Genomic DNA, 19005 nt, shown 5'->3' with positions numbered 1-19005 from the left:
CGACAATATGGAAGCGCTTTCACTACTCGGGCGACAAAACCTTTTATAAGGCTTTGTCTTTCAGATACTGAACGACCTCGTCTACAGTAGAGAGTGTAAGGACGTGTTCAGCCAATCTTTTCGCTTCCTCTAAGCTGGTGGAGCGGATACGTTCTTTGACTTTTGGCATGACTGAAGCGGCGCCGCTGAACTCATCGAGCCCCAATCCGAGCAAGAGCTTGGTTGCCAACGGATCTCCCGCCATTTCCCCACACAGCCCGGTCCAAATACCTGCCCGATGGGAAGCCTCGATGACTTGGGAAATCAGTCGTAATACGGCTGGATGGTAGTAGCTGTACAGCTCGGCGATATTGGCATTCATCCGGTCTACTGCCAGCGTATATTGAACGAGATCATTCGTGCCGATGCTAAAAAAATCTACCTCTTTCGCAAACGCATCTGCTTGCAGGCAGGCACCCGGAATCTCCATCATCATGCCTATTGCGATATTCTCGTCAAAAGCGACCCCTTCTGCCCGTAGCTCTGCTTTTGCCTGCTCGAGCAATCGTTTGGCTTCACGCAGCTGCTCCATATGGGAAATCATCGGGAACATGATCAGCAGGCGACCGAATGCACTGGCACGCAAGAGCGCGCGTAATTGCACCAGGAACAATTCCGGTCTCGCTAACGAGATGCGCATGGCGCGGAAGCCAAGGAACGGGTTTTCCTCCTGTGGAAGCGCGAGTGCTGGCAAATGCTTGTCGCCGCCAACATCCAAGGTGCGAATGATGACTGGCTTGTCGCCAAAAGCAGCGGCTACATACTTGTATGCAGCAAATTGTTCGGCCTCATCGGGAAGGGTGCTTCGATCCATGAACAAAAACTCGGAGCGGAACAAACCGATTCCTTCTACACCCGATGCGATCAATGCATCAGATTCTTCTGGCACAGCCATGTTTGCCATCAGGTGAACACGGTGGCCATCGGTGGTTTCGGCAGGCAGTTCCTTAATGGCTTCGTACAATTGGCGTTCCTTTTCTTCCTGCGCGGCTTTTTCCTGATAGGCAGCCAGTGTACCCGTATCAGGTGAAACAATCAGTTGTCCAGAGGTTCCATCGATGATCAGCAAGCTTCCGGAGTCTACTTTTTCCATCAAGGCATCGCCTGCACCCATGACAGCGGGAATTCCGAGAGAGCGTGCCAAGATGGCTGCATGAGAGGTAGCGCCGCCTTTTGCCGTGACAATTCCTCGTACATGCTGGAGTGGAAGCTGAAGTGTCTCGGATGGGGTGACGTCCCATGCAACCAGGATAAAAGGCTCCTCCGGGTAGGAGATGATGGTGTCACCGCCCGAAATATTTCGAATTAGACGGCGGCTCACATCACGAATATCATCCGCGCGCTCTCTCATGTAGGCATCGTCCATACTCTCAAAGAGAGCGATGAACTGATCGGCTACTTGCGAAACGGCGGTAGATGCCGCGAGTTGTTGATTTTCGATGAGCGCACTCATCTCCCCGACAAATGCCGGGTCATCCAGAAAGGCGATATGAGCAGAGAGGATGGCTGCCTTTTCCGAGCCTAATTGTTCCTCTGTCTGTGCTTTTAGCTTTTCTAGTTGTTCGCGTGCTTGCTCTACACTCTTGCTAAGTAGTCCAAGCTCCTGAGTCGTATCTACTGGAGTGATGGACTCTGCCTGCGTGATGGCTGTTTCGTGTGTGAGGCGTAAAACAGGGGCAATCGAAATGCCAGCGGAAACCGGGATTCCTTTTAACATACATCCTTCACCTTCCTGTCCGTCGTTTACACTATATGTTTGACGAGGATTGCTCCAATAGCTGCTGAATCGCAGTTGCTACGTTTTGTTCATCCGCTCCGTCGATCTGAACGGTCAGGGTATCGCCTTGGGAGACACCCAACGTCATGATGCCAAGAATGCTTTTGCCATCTGCGTGTTTTGTCCCTTTGCTCAGCGTAATCTTTGACTGAGATTGCGACGAACAATTCACGAGTAGAGCAGCTGGTCTCGCGTGGAGCCCACCCTCTACATTGACGGTTACTTCAAATTGAACCATGTTGTACCTCCCCCAACCATGCACTTCGTTTATTTTAAGACGACAGTCATGAGTGGCTCTTGACCTGCTTGCACAGTTGCTTTTGCCACTACATTTTTTTCAGCAACCCGATCACCGTTTGTAATGACGATGGGTGTCACAATCGGACAGCCCGCATCCTCCAGTACGCTCTTGTCGAATTGGATGAGCTTGTCGCCAGCTTTCACTTGATCGCCAACCGAGACAAATGGGGTAAAGCCCTTCCCGTTTAATTTCACGGTATCAATTCCAATATGCATCAATATCTCAAGACCACTTTCAGTCGACAGCCCGATAGCGTGGTGAGTAGGGAAAAGATGCGTTACCTTTCCATCGACAGGGGAGACGAGAGTGTCTGCACTTGGCAGAATTGCTACACCATCACCGACGACTTTACCTGCGAATACAGGATCAGGAACTTCGGACAGAGGGAGTACGGTACCTGTTAATGGTGCAAGAAATGTTACCTCTTGTTGTTGTTTTTTCCGGGAAAAAAGACCGCGTAGCATAATATCCTCCTTTTGCGTCTGAACCAAAAAAGGCATGAGACGGTTGAATTCATACGACGACATACTTACTATGTCCGTATGATCTCACCGCTCATGCCTAGTCGAGCTAGTAACACGCAGGATTATGATTTAATTTTGTTGTAATAAGCGATAAAGGTGCAGAGCCATGTAACCAACCTCGTCTTCTGGTACAGCGATCTCAAGACGGGTGGAGATGTATTGAGCCAGCTCTGTTGCCAATTGATAGGCTTCTGGCATGGTGGTTTTGACTCGGTCCAGAAGCGGGTTCTTGATGAATTTTTGTTGACGGATGCGCTCAACTGCAAAGCGCAAATGGGTAATGAGGCGAACGTAATCAATCGTACTGCGTTCAATCGTAATGGCTGTTCGCTCTTCAATCAGGCTTACCAGCTCTGTGATGATGTTGGTGAATTGGACAGCCTTTTTTACTGGGACGTAGCTGATCGCGGAATGAATGTGCAAGGCCAGAAATCCGATTTCACTGTCGGGAATGTCCAGGTCGAATGCGTTTTTGATCATATCCGCTGCCCGGTTCGCCAGTGCGTACTCCTTCGTGTACAGCGTCTGGATTTCGAACAAGAAGGGATTCACGATCTCCATGCCGTTATTGAGCCGATAGATAGCAAACTGGATATGGTCAGGCAAGGCAACGTGGACGTGTTCGTTCAATTCTGGCGTGATCTCACTCGCAATGAGAGCGATGATTTCTTCCGCAATTCCTACGACAGCAGGATCTACTTGGCTCAGAATGTTCTGATACTGCTTCTGATGACTTTCATTTTCGAGCCTGAAGCGCTTTTCCACTCGCAAGTCATGGGCGGGGATGGTATTCCCGGGTTTTGCGCCAAATCCGATTCCTTTTCCGAACAGGACAATTTCTTGTCCGGATCCGGGTTCTTCCACGAGTACGACATTATGGTTCAACACACGCGTAATTGCGTACGTTTTTTCCTTTTCACGGGACAATCCATTCCACCACCTTTAGATAGACAAAAACGGTCCATGACCGTATTTGCTTACCGCAAGCGGTCACATCCAATTTAATGAAAAACGCCGATGAACCATGACGTTAATCAGAAAAAAGAGCCGAAAAAACCTTTTTAACAAGAAAAAGATCTTCTCGGCTCATGCCTGCATTACCAGTAACACGCCTTGTGAAAACGCTTCAATTAAAGCTTATGATAGCTCACGTCTCGTACATTGTCAATCACTCTGTGAGCGGGAAAAACACGGTGGGCAGGAGATGCAGCAGCCTGTCCCGAATTGTTTGAACCAACAGGATAAGGGCAAAACAAAGCCAGGCGGACGCCCCATTAGCAATCCGCCTGTTTTGTTACTTGGTGTACTTGTCGGCAATCGTAGATGCACAGAAGGAGTTCGGTTTGATCTCGGCACGAAAGTGATTGGTTTCTGCTAAGCTCAACAAAGACTGGATAAACTTACGGGTAGGACCATTCGTGCCGATATCAAAATGCAGGCGGATGGGAGTATCTAAGTGGCGGTCCCGCAAATATTGGCGTACTTCTGTGGCAAGTCCGACTGCGTACATCGCTTCCTGGAATATACGCTGCTGCAAGGATGAGTACCGGCGTTCCTGAAATTTGTGATAAAAGAAGGTACCCCCATGGCCGGGACGGATCACTGTGATAACAAGAGCAAAAAAAGTCCCGCGGCTTTTTAATTGAGAGTCGGCCCCCACAATAATTTCAAATGGACCACCTATTGATGAGATGGTATGTTCGATGTGGGAAAACACTTCTTCTTTTGCCAGTAGACCTCTAGTCGGACTGTGAAAGCGATCAAATAACGTATTTGCAGAGGTTAAGCCCACTCACATCCCTCCAGAAAGAGGCTAACAATGATTTGCATACTTCTTCCTTACATCATTAATGTATGTAATCTCGCAGATAGTATGTGAACGGGTAGGGACAAAAACATCTTGAATCAACTTTTTTGGGTAAAAGGGTCCGTTTGTTCGGGACGAAAGAATGTTTTTTGAAGGAGCTTTAGGGAAACGTGATACAAGCAAATGAACATGATTACTATATGAAACAAGCCATGGAAGAGGCCCGGAAAGCCGCTGCGATTGGTGAGGTTCCAATCGGTGCGGTCATCGTGCGCGACGGGGAAATCGTAGGTCGCGGCTACAACTTGCGGGAAACACAAAAAGACCCTACCTTGCACGCGGAATTGATCGCGATACGGGAGGCGAGTGAACGCTTGGGTGGATGGCGCTTGATCGGGTGTACGCTGTACGTGACGTTGGAGCCGTGTCCAATGTGTGCGGGCGCAATCGTTCAAAGCCGCATCGAACAGGTCGTGTATGGCGCTCGCGATCCTAAGGCAGGATGTGCCGGGACATTAATGAACCTGCTCGCGGAGCCACGCTTCAATCATCAGGTGCCAGTTATCGAGGGTGTGCTTGCAGAGGAATGCGGGCAGATGCTCAAGGACTTCTTTCGTGGATTGCGCAAAAAAAGACAGCCGGTACAGGAATGACCGGGCTGTCTGGAAAAACCGTCTGCCCTAAAATGCAGGCGGTTTTTATTTGTTTACGTTTTGCAGCATGTGCAGCTCTTCTTCGGTCAGTTCGCGATACTCACCAGGGGCCAGTGACGGGTCAAGGTGAAGCGGGCCCATACGAATCCGTTGGAGATAGGCAACATGCAGGTCGAAAGCAGCAAACATCCGCTTTACCTGATGGAACTTTCCTTCCATGATGGTGACACGAATCTCTGACGTTTCTCCCGAAGAGATAATCTCCAGCTTGGCTGGCAGTGTAGTGAAGTCCTCTAATTCTACGCCTTTGGCAAACTCCTGAACATGACGCTCAGTGACCCGGCCCTCGATACGTGCAAAGTACTCCTTGTCCACTTTCTTTTTCGGGGACAAGAGGCTATGGGAGAGATGACCGTCATTGGTCAAGAGCAGAAGACCCTCTGTATCAATATCCAGTCGGCCTACCGGATGCACTTTGATTGCCCACTCGTACGGGAGCAAGTCCACTACGGTTTCATGGACATTGTCCTCTGTAGCTGAAACCACCCCCGGCGGTTTGTTCAGCAAAACATATACCCAGCGCTTAAAGTTAAGCGGTTCTCCATCCACAAGGATTTCTTGCTCCTCGGCAATGACATGCATTCCTGGGTCTGTTGCGACAACGCCGTCTACGACGATCAGTCGCTGTTTTACTAATGCTTTCACTTCCTTGCGCGTGCCGATTGCCATATTGGCCAGCACCTTGTCCAAACGTTCACGTTTCATATATGTTCCTCGCTTTTCTTCTGATCGGATACCAATCGTGTGTGCTGTTATTAGTTTGGCCTAATGAGCCGCGCAAATCAAGGGGCATACAGAGGAATGAGTCTTGCATTTTTGACTGTATTTTGCTATAGTAAGTAATGTTTCTGACAAACTAAATATGGAGAGATACCCAAGTGGTCATAAGGGGACGCACTCGAAATGCGTTAGGCGTCGTGAGGCGTGCGTGGGTTCGAATCCCACTCTCTCCGCTTAGATTTTTCGGATCGAAGAGAATGAAGCATATTTTTGCCAGTGCGGCAGAGATATGCTTCATTTTTTTATATCAAAAAAACTGTAAGCAAATCTCATTTTTGCGTCTAATAAGGTACAAACCCATAAAAAGGAGCGTACGAATGGATTCCGATGACCGAATAGAGCGATGGTTCCAGCAATACGGCCATGATATTTACAATTACCTCGCGTATTTTACCGGACGGAGAGATGTCGAGGATTTAGTCCAGGAAGTTTTTACGAAGGCGCTAAGAGCCTTATCAAGCTACGAAGGAAGGGCACAGCCCAAGACATGGCTTCTGACCATCGCACGCCATACAGCGATTGATAATAGGCGAAAGCAAAAAATGATGGACTGGTTCCCCGAAAACGTCCTCCGACTCCTCACTTCCAAAGAGCGTACACCTGAGAAGGCATTGGTGTTAAAGGAACAATTGCAAGAGGTATATGAAGCGATGAATCACTTGAAAAGCACGTATCGAGAAGTTCTCATCCTGAGGTTGATCGAGGGAGTATCTACAGCAGAGACAGCAGAAATCTTGGGCTGGAGTGAAGCAAAAGTCAGCACGACGCTCCATCGTGCGATCAAGGAATTGCAAAAACAAATAGGCAATAGCGGCAGGGAGGTTAATCTACATGACGCCATCTTTTGAAGAAAAAGAGATAAGCACAGTGCTGCAAGCATTTCCGTCGCTTCAGATGGACGAGGACAAACGACGTGAAATCGCGAGTCATATCCGTCGAGAAAGGGAGCTGCTCCAACAAATGAAAAAGCGCAAAAAATATGCCAAGGTAATCGGAGGTGCAGTTGCTTCATTGGCTTTATTGTTTATCGCTTATCAGTGGATGCCTTCGGAGGCCGTGCCGAGCGCACAACAGAGGAATACAGAGGGGAGTCAAAAGGCACAAGCCGCAGGAACGACATCCCAAACAGATAAGGTTCTTACCCTCGATTCACAAATTCAGGAGTATATAGAAGAAGCGATACATAAGACCAACAAAGCCTATCAGCCTGAAAATATGACGGTAATTGTTACCGATCCGAATAACGGAGAAATTCTTGGGATGGGGAATCTGAAAAGACCGACTGACCGAATTCCACACATAGTCAGGGCGATGTCAGATCCTGTGGTCGCATTTCCGATCGTGACGTTGGCGGCTGCTATTGAAGAGGGGAAGTATAAGAACTACGAAACTTATGAGTCCGGAACTTACGAGATTACCCCGGGCAAGTTTATAAAAGACAACAATAATGGTATAGGTTGGGGGCAGATTTCGTATTTAGAAGGTATCCAACGTTCTTCAAATGTCGCTTTTGCCAAGCTCAGTGAACAGATACCCAATGATTCATTACAGCAATATTTTGAACGGTTCGGTTTTGGAGTGAAAACTGGTACCGAACAAATCAATGAACAGCCTGGAAAGATACCAAACATGGGTACTCCCTATGATAAGGCAATGGCAGCTTATGGACTTGGGGGTTCTGCCTCTCCTATTCAACAAGTAGCTGCTGTCGGGGCCATCGCCAACGGGGGTGAATTGATGAAACCACATGTCACGAGGGAGGAAACGAATCACATTGACAAAGGGCGTCGAGTCATATCAGTAGAAACAGCAAAACAGGTTCGAGAAATTTTAGAGACGTTAGTAAACAACAAACCAGGCTTTGATACAGCCTTTTCCATAAAAGATTATGCAGTCGCTGGGCGAACAGGAATCGCAGAGAAACGCGACCCGCAAGGAAACATCATCGATGGAAAATATACGTATTCTTTTATCGGATTTGCACCCAGCGATAATCCAAAGCTATTGGTTTACATAGCTGTTGATAATCCAAATACAGACCTCTGGGTAAGATTATGGGGACAAGAAATTGTTGCTCCCCCTTTCAAAGAAATCATGGAAAACAGTTTGCAGTATCTCCAAAAACGATAATCAACCCATCCATCAAAAAAGGAAGCATAGCGCTATACCCCTAAAGGTATCCGAATGCTTCCTCTTTTTGTTTTCCCCATTCTACTTCTTACAAAAATAAGGCCCACACCACTTGGTTTCATGGGTCTTCACATACGTCCACGTAAAGTCCTTATCCACGACGTACACATCGTATTCCTTTTCCAAGTCCGCGACAGAAAACCTCGCAGCATTTTCCAAGATCAACACCTCGTTGGAAAGCTGGTAAAACACATAGTACGACTCATGGGCCACCTGCTGAAAGGCTTCATCCGCTTCCTCGCGTTCAAGACAATCCCTCAGTTTATAGCTGAATAAATGCCACAGATACCCCTGGTAGCCGTCTTTATTTTTGAGAAAAATCCTCTCTTTATCCTCTTCGGTCAGATGGCTCGCAAAATGCTTTTCCCATTCTTCCCGTAAGTATGGTCCCCAAATAGACAGCTCTGTTGTCTTCGTGTTCTTTTCCTTCATCCGGTCAGCTAGTTTCATTGGGCGCCTCCATGTTGATACAAGTTCATTTCTAAGGAAATACGTATGAAAGAGTAGGTCGGTCACGTTTCGACTATTGACAAAGAAAAACGAGGCGCATATTATAATACCCATAGGGGTATACGTATAAAATTGATCAATCACATTTCCATTCAAAAAGTAGGAGGTAGACAACATGTCCGTACAATCGAATTTTTCTGCTGATAAAACATTAGATTGCAAAGGCTTGGCATGTCCAATGCCTGTCGTACGCACAAAAAAAGCAATGGAAGAGATGTTACCGGGTCAAGTGATGGAGGTACAGGCGACGGATAAAGGGTCATTGGCTGACCTGAAGAGCTGGGCAAACAATACGGGGCATGAATATTTGGGCTCGATTCAGGAGGGGGAAGTATGGAAGCATTTCCTGCGAAAAGCGAGTACCCATGAGGTGAAAGAGGAGACGAATTTCTTGCGTACCATTTCTAATGAAGAACTGCAAAAAAAGCTGGAAGCCAACGAGAAGCTGACGCTCATTGATGTGCGAGAACCGGCAGAATACGCTTTTCACCGCATTTCTGTAGCCATCTCGATACCCCTCGGAGTATTGGAGCAGCGCTTGGATGAGCTACAGCTCGATGACGACATCTACATGATCTGCCGATCCGGCAAACGCAGCGACATGGCATGTCAGTTGCTGGCCAAAAAAGGTTTTACCAAAATCACTAATGTGCTACCGGGTATGTCCGGCTGGAATGGCCCGGCAGAAAAACAATAAGGGGGAGGGAAAGATGATGGAACAACAAACAAGTGTGAAGGCGATGACAGCACACGAGCTAACACAGCTTCTTTTTGCGCAGGAGGAATTGTTTATTCTAGACGTTCGAAATACGAGCGATTATGAGAATTGGCGAATCGAAGGGCATCGAGTCGTGAGCATGAACATCCCTTACTTTGATTTGCTGGATGGGGTGGAGAGTGTTCTTGAGAAAATTCCTGTGAATCAAAAGGTGTTGGTCGTTTGTGCAAAAGAGGGCTCGTCTATTTTTGTCGCAGAGATGCTGGCAGAAGCGGGTTTTACGGATGTTTCTTACCTGCAAGGAGGCATGAAGGCGTGGAGTGAGCATCTGGAGCCAGTGAAGGTAGGAGACCTCCGTGATGGCGGTGCGATTTATCAGTTTGTCCGCATTGGAAAAGGCTGCTTGTCTTACATGATCGTATCAGGAGGGGAAGCGGCTGTCGTCGATACATTGCGGATGACGGATGTGTACGAAGCATTTGCAGCAAAGCATCAATGGACGATTAAGCACACCATCGATACCCATCTGCATGCCGACCATATTTCTGGTGGAAAGAAGCTGGCAGATCGACTCGATGCATCGTATTGGCTTCCAGAAAAAGATGCGGAAGAAGTTACGTACTCCTATCGTAAGCTAGAGGAAGGGCAGGAAATCCAGGTGGGTGCAACCAAAATTGCGATCCTGCCGATCTACTCCCCCGGACATACCATCGGAAGTACGTCACTGCTTGTCGATGATACGTATTTTCTCACGGGAGACAGTCTGTTTGTCGCTTCGATCGGACGTCCGGATTTGGCTGGGAAAGCCGAAGATTGGGTGGGAGACCTGCACAACACCTTGTATAATCGATATAAAGAGCTTCCCGAGCATTTAGTCGTGCTGCCTGCTCATTTTGGCAGCTACACGGAGCTTGGTCCAATGGGTGTCGTATCTGCCCGGTTGGGTGACTTGTATCGCAACAATCCAGGGCTAACGATTGCGGATGAAAGTGAATTCCGGCATATCGTTACGCATCATTTGCCGCCGCAGCCGAATGCGTACCAAGAAATTCGTCAAGTGAACATGGGGAAATTAAAACCGAGCGAAGAGGAACAACAAGAGATGGAAGTAGGGCCAAATCGCTGCGCCATTCACGATAAATAACCAAGAGGTAGTTCAAAAAATCGTCTTTTGATCACGCATTTATATAACAGGAGGAATAAAAAATGGCGGATATGGTGGTAGATACAAAAGGCTTGGCTTGCCCGATGCCAATCGTCAAAGCAAAAAAAGCAATGGACGGAATGCAATCCGGTCAAACCATGGAGGTACTCTCGACGGACAAAGGCTCTCTGAACGACTTCACCGCTTGGGTCAAGCAAACCGGGAATGAGCTGGTTTCCCATGAGGTTGAGAACGGTGTATACAAATTTTTAGTGAAAAAGCTGTAGGAAGACAGAAGCGAGCACTTTTGGATGAAGCCGCTAACGGTTCGTGTCGTGCTCGCTTACTCCTGATTTTCATAAACAATACGTACGCCAAGGTGCGTATAGATTTCTTCTTTGTAGTGGCCATTTGGGCACTGCTTTTCACTGAACAAGGCATTATTGTGTGATCGCAAAGGTTCTTGGCAGGTGGGACACCGATGCTGAAAAATGGATTTGAAAAAGGGAATCATCGAAATCACCTTATTCACAGTTATTTACTTGGGATTAATTTTACTTGAAGATGGTTCATTTGAAAAGAGGGTTGAGCATTCCGATGTGTTAGGTAGGAATGCAAGGAGGATATATGGACGTTTTGCTGCTTCTGCTAATGGTCTCTATCGGTTTTGTCGGCTCCTTTTTTTCCGGGTTGCTTGGGATTGGCGGAGCGATCATCAGCTATCCGATGCTCCTGTTTATACCACCGGCACTAGGGGTAGCGCAGTTTTCAGCCCAGGAAGTTTCGGTGATATCGATGTTTCAAGTATTTTTCGCGTCGCTGTCTGGCGTACTGGCTTTCCGCAAAAGAAACGGGAAAAACTCGCCCCTGATTCATAAAGGACTCGTCAGAGATATGGGGGTAAGCATTTTGACGGGAAGCCTGATTGGTGCAGCTCTCTCCCGATACTTGTCGAATGAAAGCATTAATTTGGTGTACGGGATACTGGCAATCATCGCTGTGATTTTGATGCTCGTGAAAAATAGAGGGACAGAAGCGGCAGCAGGGGAGGTCGCATATAACCGCTTCATTGCTGCTGGTGCTGCGTTTGCCGTAGGAATCGTATCCGGGATTGTCGGTGCAGGGGGAGCGTTCATCCTCATTCCGATCATGCTGACCGTGCTGAAAATACCTACGCGGGTGACGATTGCCTCATCTTTGGCTATTGTATTCATCTCCGCAATAGGTGGTGTGATCGGGAAGCTGTCGGGTGGGCAAATTCCGCTCCTGCCCGTTTTGTATACGGTCATCGGAAGTGTTATGGGGGCACCGATTGGCAGTATGGTCAGCGCCAAGAGCGATGTGAAATATTTGCGTTATGGCCTGATTGTGCTGATCTGTGCAACGGCGATCAAGATTTGGAGTGACATTCTATAAGGAAAGACGCTTTTCGTTGCAAAAGCTTCTTTTGCTTATTTTTATACCTATACAAGTATGAGTATTATGAAGGAGTGTTCTTACATGGAAAAACAAAAAGAAAAAACGACGATTGTGTTGTTTAGCGGTGACTTGGATAAAGCAATTGCAGCCTTTATTATTGCGAACGGAGCTGCTGCCTATGATCATGATGTCACGATTTTCTTCACCTTCTGGGGACTCAATACGATGCGCAAGGACGAGATCGTGAAGGTAGAAAAGGGATGGCTTGAAAAAGCGTTCGGTTGGATGATGCCAAGGGGCGCCAAGAAGCTCGGACTGTCTAAAATGAACATGATGGGCATGGGTCCAGAAATGATCAAGCATGTCATGAAAAAGCACAATGCCCTGACGCTTCCACAACTCATCGAGCTGGCACAGGAGCAGGGAGTGAAGCTGGTCGCTTGTACGATGACGATGGACTTGCTTGGCCTCAAACAGGAGGAATTGCTCGACGGAATGGAGTATGCGGGTGTAGCTGCTTATTTGGGGGATGCCACACAGGCAAAAGTAAACCTGTTTATTTAATACAGCCCGCGTAGGCGCTTGGCTTGACATTGCCTGTATTTCGCATAAGATACCTGTATGTAAGGTAGTTCCAAGATTGAACGTATGCCTTGTCGGGAAACAGGAGGAATTCATATGGATTACAACTATAGTGACGATATCAAAAGACGTTTAAAACGAATCGAAGGACAAGTCCGCGGTGTGCTGAAAATGATGGACGAGCAGAAAAACTGCAAAGACGTAGTAGCTCAGCTCTCTGCCGTTCGCAACGCTTCAGACAAGGCGATTGCCCAGATTGTAGCGGAAAACCTGCAACGCTGTTTGCTAGAGGAGCAGGCTGCTGGAGGAGACACGAGCAAGCTGGTGAAAGAAGCCGTAGAGCTTTTGGTCAAGAGCCGTTAAACCGATTTTGGAGAGGAGCTTCCTATGAGTTTCACTACGATTCTTTTGCTGTTCGCCTATGCGGTCATTATTTGGTATATCATCTCTCGCTTCCTTCCTGTAAAGGGATTGGAAAATCTCAAATCAGATCAGTTCAAGGAACGGGTTAATCAAAAAAGCAGGGTGCTGCTCATCGATGTACGCGAACCGCACGAATATAAAGCGGGTCACATTCCATCAGCAGTGAATATCCCTTTGTCTACGCTCGACCAACGTGCAAAAGAAATTTCCAGCAAAAACGATATATTGCTATACTGCCGGAGCGGGATGCGTAGCAAGCAGGCAGCAAAAATTTTAAAGAAACACGGCGTTTCGCAGATGGCTCACCTGCAAGGCGGGTTCATCACCTGGAATGGTCCGAAAAAAAAGAAGTAACAGCTGGCACCTGGTGTATGTGCGAATACCCCGGTGCTTTTTTATGTGTTAAAAAAACAGGGTTGACATTTCGTTTCGTTGTAACTAAAATGATTACAACAAGGCGATGCGGTAAACGCCTATTCTTTTTGGAAGTGTTGTAACTAATTAAGTTACATCTAAAACATACAAAACGGAGGGAATATCATCATGAAGATTGCAATTGTAGCAGCAAGCGGTAAAGCAGGTAAGGTAATTATGAAAGAGGCGTTGGATCGTGGCCATCAAGTGACAGCGATTGTGCGTGATGCATCCAAAATCGAGCAAAAAGATGTAGCTGTGATTCAGAAAGATGTGTTTGACCTGACAGCAGCAGATTTGAATGGATTTGACGTAGTCGTAAACGCTTTTGGCGCACCAGCAGGTCAAGAACATCTGCATGTCGAGTCAGGGAAGGCTCTGATTGAAGCATTGAAGGGTGCTCCTTCTACTCGTTTGCTCGTTGTAGGTGGTGCAGGCAGTTTGTTTGTAGACGAAGCCAAAACACTGCGCCTAGTAGAAACTCCTGATTTCCCTAAGGCTTACTTGGCAACTGCACAAAAGCATGGAGAGTACTTGCGTGTATTGGAAGAATCAAACGGCATTCAATGGACGTATATCAGTCCATCTGCCTTTTTTGACGCAGCAGGAGAGAGAACAGGCGCGTACCGACTCGGAAAAGACCATCTGTTAGTGAACGCGAACGGACAGAGCTATGTGAGCTACGCTGACTATGCAGTGGCGATGCTCGATGAAATCGAAAATCCGAAGCATCAAAATGAGCGCTTCACAGTAGGCTCCTAATCTCGATTGGAATTAGGCTCTACCTGAACAAAAAGACCAGCTTCCTACCAAAGGATAGCTGGTCTTTGTCGTGTATCGAGATTATCGGCCAATCCCACCAACGAATGGGTAGGAAAACGGGCGTCCATTTAAGGAGTAAAGGATACCTTTAATCGGGTAGTAGATCGCCATCAGTCCAAACACAATCAGGAACGGAATCCCGATCAACAAGAAGGTGAAGAACCAGGAAATCGCGATGAGCACCGTCATAATGATGTGGAAGAACAAAGCTTGCAGCGCCATATTTTTGGCGTCACGATTTTGTACGAGCAGCCAGACCAGAATGGGCACAAGGATCGGTGCAAAAAATGTGCTAGCGTGCGTGATGACTTTTACACCTCTATAATCCATAAATAAGTCCTCCTTGATTCGATGTAAAACTTGATCTAGTGACATTGTAACGTATAGAAATCCCTCAAAAAACCATCATAAGCGTGATTATTTACTCCGACTATAGACGGAGGAATTTTTATTTACATTCGTTTACTGTTATAGTAGTAAGAAAATCTTTTGTTTTTGGTAGATAATTCGTAATGTTTTTTGGATATGATATATGGATAAGCAAGAACTGAGAAGGGAGTATATAAACATGATGATCGATTGTCATCATCCATCCAGCATGAAGGATCGGATGATGTTCTTCTATAATTTTTTGCGGTCGCCTGGCCAAGTTGGCAGTATTACTCCTAGCTCCCGTGCGCTTTGTAAACAAATGGTTGCGCCCATCGACTGGGAGCAAGCACATACAATTGTGGAACTAGGAGCAGGAACGGGGATTTTTACGAAGTGGATCGAGCAAAAGAAAAAACCGGAAGCCGTACTGGTATCCTTTGAAAAGGAGACCAAGATGCGCATGAGGTTGGAACCACAATTTCCCGATGTACGATTCCACGAAGATGCGGTAGATTTGAATCGGGTTCTTACGGAAGCAGGCTTGGGGAAAGCCGACTGTATTTTGTCAGGATTGCCATTTGCCAACTTCCCACAAGAGCTGCGTGATCAAATTATGGATCAGGTATATCATGCGCTAAAACCAGGCGGAGTATTTGTCGCCTTTCAATATTCGCTGCAAATGAAAAAGCAGCTTGCCTCTGTATTTGAACAAGTATCGGTGAAAATGGTTCCATTGAATCTGCCACCTGCCTTTGTCTACATCTGCCGAAAGGATGATGGTAAGGGTGTCGGCTAGGAGGATTTCAAAATGATTGTCGATATGCTGTCCGAGTCTGTGGGTCAGTTTGGCTATTTTGCGCTTTTCTTTATGTTATGGCTAGGGATTGTTGGTATGCCGATTCCTGACGAGGTGATCGTGCTGTCTGCGGGAGTGCTGACCTCGATGGGACTTCTGCATGTCTTTCCTGCATTTATTGCAACCTATTTGGGTGTTGTGTCTGGGCTGTCATTGGGATATGTGCTCGGGAGATGGCTAGGTGCACCTGCACTGAACTGGATTAGTCGCAAAAAAGGAATGAACAAGTACGTAGAGCAAGCGCAGTCGCTGCTCGATCGTTACGGAAGCTACGCTCTATGTATCAGCTATTTCTTTCCTGTCGTCAGGCATGTGGTTCCTTACTTGGTCGGGATCGGGAAGATGACGTTTCCACGGTACGCTCTGTTTTCGTACACAACCGGCTTTGTATGGACACTGATCTTGTTTTTGCTCGGTCATTTCATGGGAAATAAGGTGGAGCTGCTTACTTCCTATGTGGCCTTGTTAAATAATCGAACTGTGATTTTTTCTGTATTAGGTGTACTGGTTCTCATTGCTGCTGCTTATTATGGATTTACCGTTTGGAGAAAACAAAAAAGCATGGCAGCTACGCCACAGCCACTGATGATCGATCCTGATCGAAAAGAGTAACCCGAATGGAATAATGACGAAGTCAACAACCCCTCTGCGTGGAGCAGAGGTTTTTTTATTTTTATCATAAAAAAACCCGTCCGTCTGTGCGGTAGTGGCACAATGGATGGGCTTTGGACAACGTTTATGAGGTAACCTTGTTTCTTCGAAAGTTTCGTTGGCGCAGCCATTCCGGCAAGAAGATTCCGAGTAAAATAATCACGACACCGCTCACTTGGAGTATAGAGACAGATTCATTCAGAATGACATAGGAGGAGAGTACAGCCATAGGTAGCTCAGCTGCTCCCAATATGGCTCCCATCCCCGGTCCGATGTGGGGCATACCATAATTGAAAAAAACCGTCGGGATCAAAATCCCGAAAAAGGCGAGTAAAAATACGTATGGAAACAACCCGTCCAACAATGCTCCGTTGAATAGAAAAGCAGGTGGGTAAATCAGGCAGGCCAACAAAAAAGAGCCCGTCGCCATGCTGGAACTACGAAGCCACGGATTAACAGAAATGGCGGTTTTTCCGCTGAACAAAATAAACAATGTAAAAGAAACGGCTGAGAGAAGGCCGAATATGACACCCAGGATATGAAATTGGGCCAATCCACCGCTCTCAAAAATTCCTCCTGCAAAAAGTGTCCCTGTCAGCAGCAACAGGAGGGAAAAAATCGTCTCCTTTCCAGGCATCTTTCGAGTCATCATAGCTTCAATCAGTACGCCCATCCACGTGAACTGGAACAAAAGGACGATGGCGATCGAGGCTGGGATATATTGCAGGGCATTGTAGTACATCATTCCCGTCGAACCGACAGTCAGACCGACAGCGACCAATAGTAGCAACTGGCGAAGGGGAGGCTTGGTCCGCAGGAAGAAAAGGGCGGGTATCCAGGTCAGCACAAAGCCCAAAAACATTTGCCCACCAATTACTTCTGCGGGCGAATAGCCTTGCTTGTAGGCAATCTTTACGATGGTTGATAGTATGCCGTAACTACATGCTCCGAGAAAAACCAGGAGGATGTATCTCATTTGATGCATCTCCTCACATACGATAATAATTCTTAGCTAGAATATTACGACTGCGTCCGTTTGTCTATGGATGAAAAAGATTCCATTTTTGGTTCGGACAAAGGTTTGAGTTTGATCCCAGCGGGAAATAGTGAAGTGACACTATATAATCGTACCCACTACAAATGGTGTAGCTATAGGATTAGTGAACAGCTGAGAAAAAAGGGGGAGGCTTGTGTACCTGAAGTGGAGGGATCGATTATTTTCCACATTTTTATTATTGATTCTAGGTCCTACTATTTTTATTTGCTTCCTTTTTTATGATCAAGCCAAAGAGGCAGTATTTGAGCTATACAAAACGAACATGGATGCGAATATAGGACTCGTGGATGAACGTCTCTTGTCTCTTTTTCAGTCTATCCAAAAAGATACCGATGAATTGGCGATTAGGCTGACTGTGCGTATGACAGAGGGACCATCTTTTGTCGAGGGAAATAAAAATGGCATCCGGCGTGGATGGCCATCGCAGGAACAAGCCGTCCAAAATCTATTCGAGCGTTTCTCCCACAAACAAAACGTGGTAGGCAATATTGTTTTTCTCGGTGAAGATGGGAGAGTCTTCTCCTTACGCGAAGATAAGAGCTGGAGTGCGGATAATCAATTTATGGAACGAGAGCATTGGGGAACTGGAGAAAGCAGGGTAGATTTTCTAACCAAAAGGGAGAAAGAGGAGTATCCAAGATCATTTTTTCTCGAGAAGCGCCTGGAGAGTTCGAATCCAGGAGCTACGGGGCTTTTATTGGTGGAAATCGATCTGGATAAACTGACTGACTGGGTCCGTACCTACGTCGTTCCAAAAGAGTATGGCATGATGGTTCTTTCCCCCTCCCGAACCATTATGATCCACACCGATAAAGCGATGATTGGAAGCCATGTTTCGGGGCTTCCTCATTATGAAATCGTGCGCAATCAGTGGGAACAATCCAATGAAAAAGGACTCTTTTCTTTGCTCATCCAAGGCAAGGACATTTACGTATACCGTCAAGTATCTGAAAAAAGCGGTGGTGCTTATTTTGAGTGGTTGCCAAGAGACGGGATTAATGAACGGTTACAACGATTGAACCTCATCTTTTTTTTCACCCTTTTAATCGTTATTTTATTTGCCTGTTATGTGGCTCATCGTTTATCAAAATGGATTGGTGAACCGATCTATAGCTTGGTATCCGCCACTGACTCCTTGTTGAAAGGGGACTTTTCTATACGCGTCCCGATACAGGGAATGAAAGAAATAACGCTATTGGAGAATAAGTTCAACACCATGGCAGAACAGATGCATTCGTTAATTACCCGAGAGCGGGAGTATTCGCAACAGAGCCTGGATCAAATCGTTCGCAGCTTTTATTTAGCCGTAGAGATGAAGGACCCTTATACAGCAGGACATTCAGAACGAGTTACACACTACGCCCTTATCATCTATGATTATTTACAGCAACAGGAGCAGCTTGCCGTTTCACGAGATGATTTACGTTATGCTGGATTAATGCATGATATCGGAAAAGTAGCCATTCCGGATCACGTCCTTTTAAAAACAGGGAAGCTCTCATCTGACGAGTATGAATGCATGAAAACTCATTCCATCATCAGTGGAAAAATTGTGGGGCAGATAGAAAACCTGTCTCATATCAGTCCAGGGGTGCGGCATCATCATGAGCGATGGGATGGAAAGGGTTACCCTGACCAGCTCAAAGGGGAAGAGATTCCGCTGATCGGGCGTATTCTTGCCGTTGCAGATACGTTTGATGCGATGACTTCTACACGTTCCTATCGCAAAGCCATGTCAGCAAATGAGGCATACGAAGAAATTCTGCGATGCCAAGAAACACAGTTCGATCCCTCCATTGTTTCGATTTTTAAGAAGGCTTTTGAGGATGGAGCTATTCAGATTACACAATCGGCGGATTGCAAGGGAAGAGTTAGTAAGGATAGAGAGATTTCCTAACACTGGATA

Annotated in this window: 23 protein-coding genes and 1 tRNA gene; 15 read left to right on the top strand and 9 right to left on the bottom strand. The window is 46.7% G+C overall.

The genetic code is table 11. The features are described from left to right. Positions 1–43: 43 nt before the first annotated feature. From ptsP to HP401_RS16095, 5 genes are all read right to left on the bottom strand, one after another. Complete coding sequence (gene ptsP / locus HP401_RS16115) at positions 44–1756, bottom strand: phosphoenolpyruvate--protein phosphotransferase (protein WP_173605701.1); 1713 nt, start codon at positions 1754–1756, stop codon at positions 44–46. Positions 1757–1787: 31 nt separating this feature from the next. Continuing rightward, complete coding sequence (locus HP401_RS16110; protein WP_012683821.1) at positions 1788–2054, bottom strand: HPr family phosphocarrier protein; 267 nt, start codon at positions 2052–2054, stop codon at positions 1788–1790. Between the two features lie 29 nt (positions 2055–2083). Then, positions 2084–2581 (bottom strand): PTS sugar transporter subunit IIA, encoded by a 498-nt coding sequence (locus tag HP401_RS16105; RefSeq protein WP_012683822.1) that lies wholly within the window; start codon positions 2579–2581, stop codon positions 2084–2086. A 129-nt stretch (positions 2582–2710) separates the two neighbouring features. After that, entirely contained in the window at positions 2711–3568 is an 858-nt protein-coding gene (glcT, locus tag HP401_RS16100; RefSeq protein ID WP_064202267.1) for a glucose PTS transporter transcription antiterminator GlcT, read from the bottom strand. Positions 3569–3935: 367 nt separating this feature from the next. Next, entirely contained in the window at positions 3936–4433 is a 498-nt protein-coding gene (locus HP401_RS16095) for a ribonuclease H-like YkuK family protein (RefSeq protein ID WP_012683824.1), read from the bottom strand. 185 nt (positions 4434–4618) lie between these two features. On the opposite strand from HP401_RS16095, the gene tadA reads away from it, so the two are divergent. Next, positions 4619–5101, top strand: a complete 483-nt coding sequence (tadA, locus tag HP401_RS16090) for a tRNA adenosine(34) deaminase TadA (protein WP_016740879.1) — start codon at positions 4619–4621, stop codon at positions 5099–5101. Between the two features lie 45 nt (positions 5102–5146). Here the strand turns inward: tadA and HP401_RS16085 are convergent, their stop codons facing one another. Next, positions 5147–5866 carry a pseudouridine synthase gene (locus tag HP401_RS16085; protein ID WP_142498779.1) on the bottom strand — a complete coding sequence of 240 codons (720 nt, stop codon included), beginning with the start codon at positions 5864–5866 and terminating at the stop codon, positions 5147–5149. Between the two features lie 159 nt (positions 5867–6025). Between HP401_RS16085 and HP401_RS16080 the strand changes: the two genes are divergently transcribed. The 3 genes from HP401_RS16080 to HP401_RS16070 all read left to right on the top strand — a co-directional run bounded on the left by HP401_RS16080 (position 6026) and on the right by HP401_RS16070 (position 8071). Continuing rightward, a tRNA-Ser gene (locus HP401_RS16080) sits at positions 6026–6114 on the top strand. A 144-nt stretch (positions 6115–6258) separates the two neighbouring features. Next, positions 6259–6789: an RNA polymerase sigma factor gene (locus HP401_RS16075; RefSeq protein ID WP_142498780.1), complete on the top strand. Its 531-nt coding sequence runs from the start codon at positions 6259–6261 to the stop codon at positions 6787–6789. Beyond that, positions 6773–8071 (top strand): peptidoglycan D,D-transpeptidase FtsI family protein, encoded by a 1299-nt coding sequence (locus HP401_RS16070; protein ID WP_173605700.1) that lies wholly within the window; start codon positions 6773–6775, stop codon positions 8069–8071. The genes HP401_RS16075 and HP401_RS16070 overlap by 17 nt, the downstream gene beginning before the upstream one ends. An 81-nt stretch (positions 8072–8152) precedes the next feature. Here HP401_RS16070 and HP401_RS16065 read toward each other — a convergent pair whose 3' ends face one another. Beyond that, a complete protein-coding gene (locus HP401_RS16065; RefSeq protein WP_173605699.1) occupies positions 8153–8581 on the bottom strand; it encodes a DUF4275 family protein in 429 nt (142 codons plus the stop codon). A gap of 175 nt (positions 8582–8756) precedes the next feature. On the opposite strand from HP401_RS16065, the gene HP401_RS16060 reads away from it, so the two are divergent. From HP401_RS16060 to HP401_RS16025, 8 genes are all read left to right on the top strand, one after another. Continuing rightward, complete coding sequence (locus tag HP401_RS16060) at positions 8757–9338, top strand: sulfurtransferase TusA family protein (RefSeq protein ID WP_173605698.1); 582 nt, start codon at positions 8757–8759, stop codon at positions 9336–9338. 13 nt (positions 9339–9351) lie between these two features. Continuing rightward, positions 9352–10503 carry an MBL fold metallo-hydrolase gene (locus tag HP401_RS16055; protein ID WP_173605697.1) on the top strand — a complete coding sequence of 384 codons (1152 nt, stop codon included), beginning with the start codon at positions 9352–9354 and terminating at the stop codon, positions 10501–10503. A 62-nt stretch (positions 10504–10565) separates the two neighbouring features. After that, a complete protein-coding gene (locus tag HP401_RS16050) occupies positions 10566–10790 on the top strand; it encodes a sulfurtransferase TusA family protein (RefSeq protein WP_012683833.1) in 225 nt (74 codons plus the stop codon). A gap of 340 nt (positions 10791–11130) precedes the next feature. Further along, positions 11131–11919, top strand: a complete 789-nt coding sequence (locus tag HP401_RS16045; RefSeq protein ID WP_173605696.1) for a sulfite exporter TauE/SafE family protein — start codon at positions 11131–11133, stop codon at positions 11917–11919. An 84-nt stretch (positions 11920–12003) separates the two neighbouring features. Further along, a complete protein-coding gene (locus tag HP401_RS16040) occupies positions 12004–12486 on the top strand; it encodes a DsrE/DsrF/DrsH-like family protein (RefSeq protein ID WP_007719857.1) in 483 nt (160 codons plus the stop codon). Positions 12487–12600: 114 nt separating this feature from the next. Continuing rightward, positions 12601–12867 carry a metal-sensitive transcriptional regulator gene (locus HP401_RS16035; protein WP_012683835.1) on the top strand — a complete coding sequence of 89 codons (267 nt, stop codon included), beginning with the start codon at positions 12601–12603 and terminating at the stop codon, positions 12865–12867. A gap of 24 nt (positions 12868–12891) precedes the next feature. Next, complete coding sequence (locus HP401_RS16030) at positions 12892–13281, top strand: rhodanese-like domain-containing protein (RefSeq protein ID WP_173605695.1); 390 nt, start codon at positions 12892–12894, stop codon at positions 13279–13281. Positions 13282–13470: 189 nt separating this feature from the next. Then, on the top strand, positions 13471–14103 hold the full coding sequence (locus tag HP401_RS16025) for an NAD(P)-dependent oxidoreductase (RefSeq protein WP_012683837.1): 633 nt from the start codon (positions 13471–13473) through the stop codon (positions 14101–14103). Between the two features lie 81 nt (positions 14104–14184). On the opposite strand, the gene HP401_RS16020 is transcribed toward HP401_RS16025, so the two are convergent. Then, complete coding sequence (locus tag HP401_RS16020) at positions 14185–14493, bottom strand: DUF4870 domain-containing protein (RefSeq protein WP_012683838.1); 309 nt, start codon at positions 14491–14493, stop codon at positions 14185–14187. Between the two features lie 238 nt (positions 14494–14731). Here HP401_RS16020 and HP401_RS16015 point away from each other — a divergent pair, with 238 nt between their 5' ends. Both HP401_RS16015 and HP401_RS16010 read left to right on the top strand, forming a co-directional pair. Then, positions 14732–15331, top strand: a complete 600-nt coding sequence (locus HP401_RS16015) for a class I SAM-dependent methyltransferase (RefSeq protein ID WP_173605694.1) — start codon at positions 14732–14734, stop codon at positions 15329–15331. 12 nt (positions 15332–15343) lie between these two features. Next, complete coding sequence (locus HP401_RS16010; protein WP_173605693.1) at positions 15344–16003, top strand: DedA family protein; 660 nt, start codon at positions 15344–15346, stop codon at positions 16001–16003. Between the two features lie 124 nt (positions 16004–16127). Here HP401_RS16010 and HP401_RS16005 read toward each other — a convergent pair whose 3' ends face one another. Further along, positions 16128–17018, bottom strand: coding sequence for an EamA family transporter (locus tag HP401_RS16005; protein ID WP_173605692.1), 891 nt, complete (start codon positions 17016–17018; stop codon positions 16128–16130). A 214-nt stretch (positions 17019–17232) separates the two neighbouring features. On the opposite strand from HP401_RS16005, the gene HP401_RS16000 reads away from it, so the two are divergent. Continuing rightward, the gene (locus HP401_RS16000) at positions 17233–18996 is read left to right on the top strand and encodes an HD-GYP domain-containing protein (protein ID WP_173605691.1); all 1764 of its coding nucleotides are present in this window, start codon (positions 17233–17235) and stop codon (positions 18994–18996) included. The last annotated feature ends 9 nt before the right edge of the window (positions 18997–19005 follow it).

Source organism: Brevibacillus sp. HB2.2 (assembly GCF_013284275.1).
Taxonomy (GTDB): domain Bacteria; phylum Bacillota; class Bacilli; order Brevibacillales; family Brevibacillaceae; genus Brevibacillus; species Brevibacillus brevis_D.
Note: the sequence above shows the minus strand (reverse complement) of the source record. Positions and strands in the feature narration are given on the sequence as shown.

Excerpts from the sequence above, each read along its gene's own strand:
- HP401_RS16055 (WP_173605697.1), top strand. The coding sequence starts at position 9,352 with ATGATGGAACAACAAACAAGTGTGAAGGCGATGACAGCACACGAGCTA.
- HP401_RS16045 (WP_173605696.1), top strand. The coding sequence starts at position 11,131 with ATGGACGTTTTGCTGCTTCTGCTAATGGTCTCTATCGGTTTTGTCGGC.
- HP401_RS16010 (WP_173605693.1), top strand. The coding sequence starts at position 15,344 with ATGATTGTCGATATGCTGTCCGAGTCTGTGGGTCAGTTTGGCTATTTT.
- HP401_RS16005 (WP_173605692.1), bottom strand. The coding sequence starts at position 17,018 with ATGAGATACATCCTCCTGGTTTTTCTCGGAGCATGTAGTTACGGCATA.
- ptsP (WP_173605701.1), bottom strand. The coding sequence starts at position 1,756 with ATGTTAAAAGGAATCCCGGTTTCCGCTGGCATTTCGATTGCCCCTGTT.
- HP401_RS16065 (WP_173605699.1), bottom strand. The coding sequence starts at position 8,581 with ATGAAACTAGCTGACCGGATGAAGGAAAAGAACACGAAGACAACAGAG.
- HP401_RS16020 (WP_012683838.1), bottom strand. The coding sequence starts at position 14,493 with ATGGATTATAGAGGTGTAAAAGTCATCACGCACGCTAGCACATTTTTT.
- HP401_RS16050 (WP_012683833.1), top strand. The coding sequence starts at position 10,566 with ATGGCGGATATGGTGGTAGATACAAAAGGCTTGGCTTGCCCGATGCCA.
- HP401_RS16110 (WP_012683821.1), bottom strand. The coding sequence starts at position 2,054 with ATGGTTCAATTTGAAGTAACCGTCAATGTAGAGGGTGGGCTCCACGCG.
- HP401_RS16015 (WP_173605694.1), top strand. The coding sequence starts at position 14,732 with ATGATGATCGATTGTCATCATCCATCCAGCATGAAGGATCGGATGATG.
- HP401_RS16030 (WP_173605695.1), top strand. The coding sequence starts at position 12,892 with ATGAGTTTCACTACGATTCTTTTGCTGTTCGCCTATGCGGTCATTATT.
- HP401_RS16025 (WP_012683837.1), top strand. The coding sequence starts at position 13,471 with ATGAAGATTGCAATTGTAGCAGCAAGCGGTAAAGCAGGTAAGGTAATT.
- HP401_RS16070 (WP_173605700.1), top strand. The coding sequence starts at position 6,773 with ATGACGCCATCTTTTGAAGAAAAAGAGATAAGCACAGTGCTGCAAGCA.
- HP401_RS16105 (WP_012683822.1), bottom strand. The coding sequence starts at position 2,581 with ATGCTACGCGGTCTTTTTTCCCGGAAAAAACAACAACAAGAGGTAACA.
- HP401_RS16085 (WP_142498779.1), bottom strand. The coding sequence starts at position 5,866 with ATGAAACGTGAACGTTTGGACAAGGTGCTGGCCAATATGGCAATCGGC.
- HP401_RS16040 (WP_007719857.1), top strand. The coding sequence starts at position 12,004 with ATGGAAAAACAAAAAGAAAAAACGACGATTGTGTTGTTTAGCGGTGAC.
- HP401_RS16075 (WP_142498780.1), top strand. The coding sequence starts at position 6,259 with ATGGATTCCGATGACCGAATAGAGCGATGGTTCCAGCAATACGGCCAT.
- HP401_RS16035 (WP_012683835.1), top strand. The coding sequence starts at position 12,601 with ATGGATTACAACTATAGTGACGATATCAAAAGACGTTTAAAACGAATC.
- HP401_RS16060 (WP_173605698.1), top strand. The coding sequence starts at position 8,757 with ATGTCCGTACAATCGAATTTTTCTGCTGATAAAACATTAGATTGCAAA.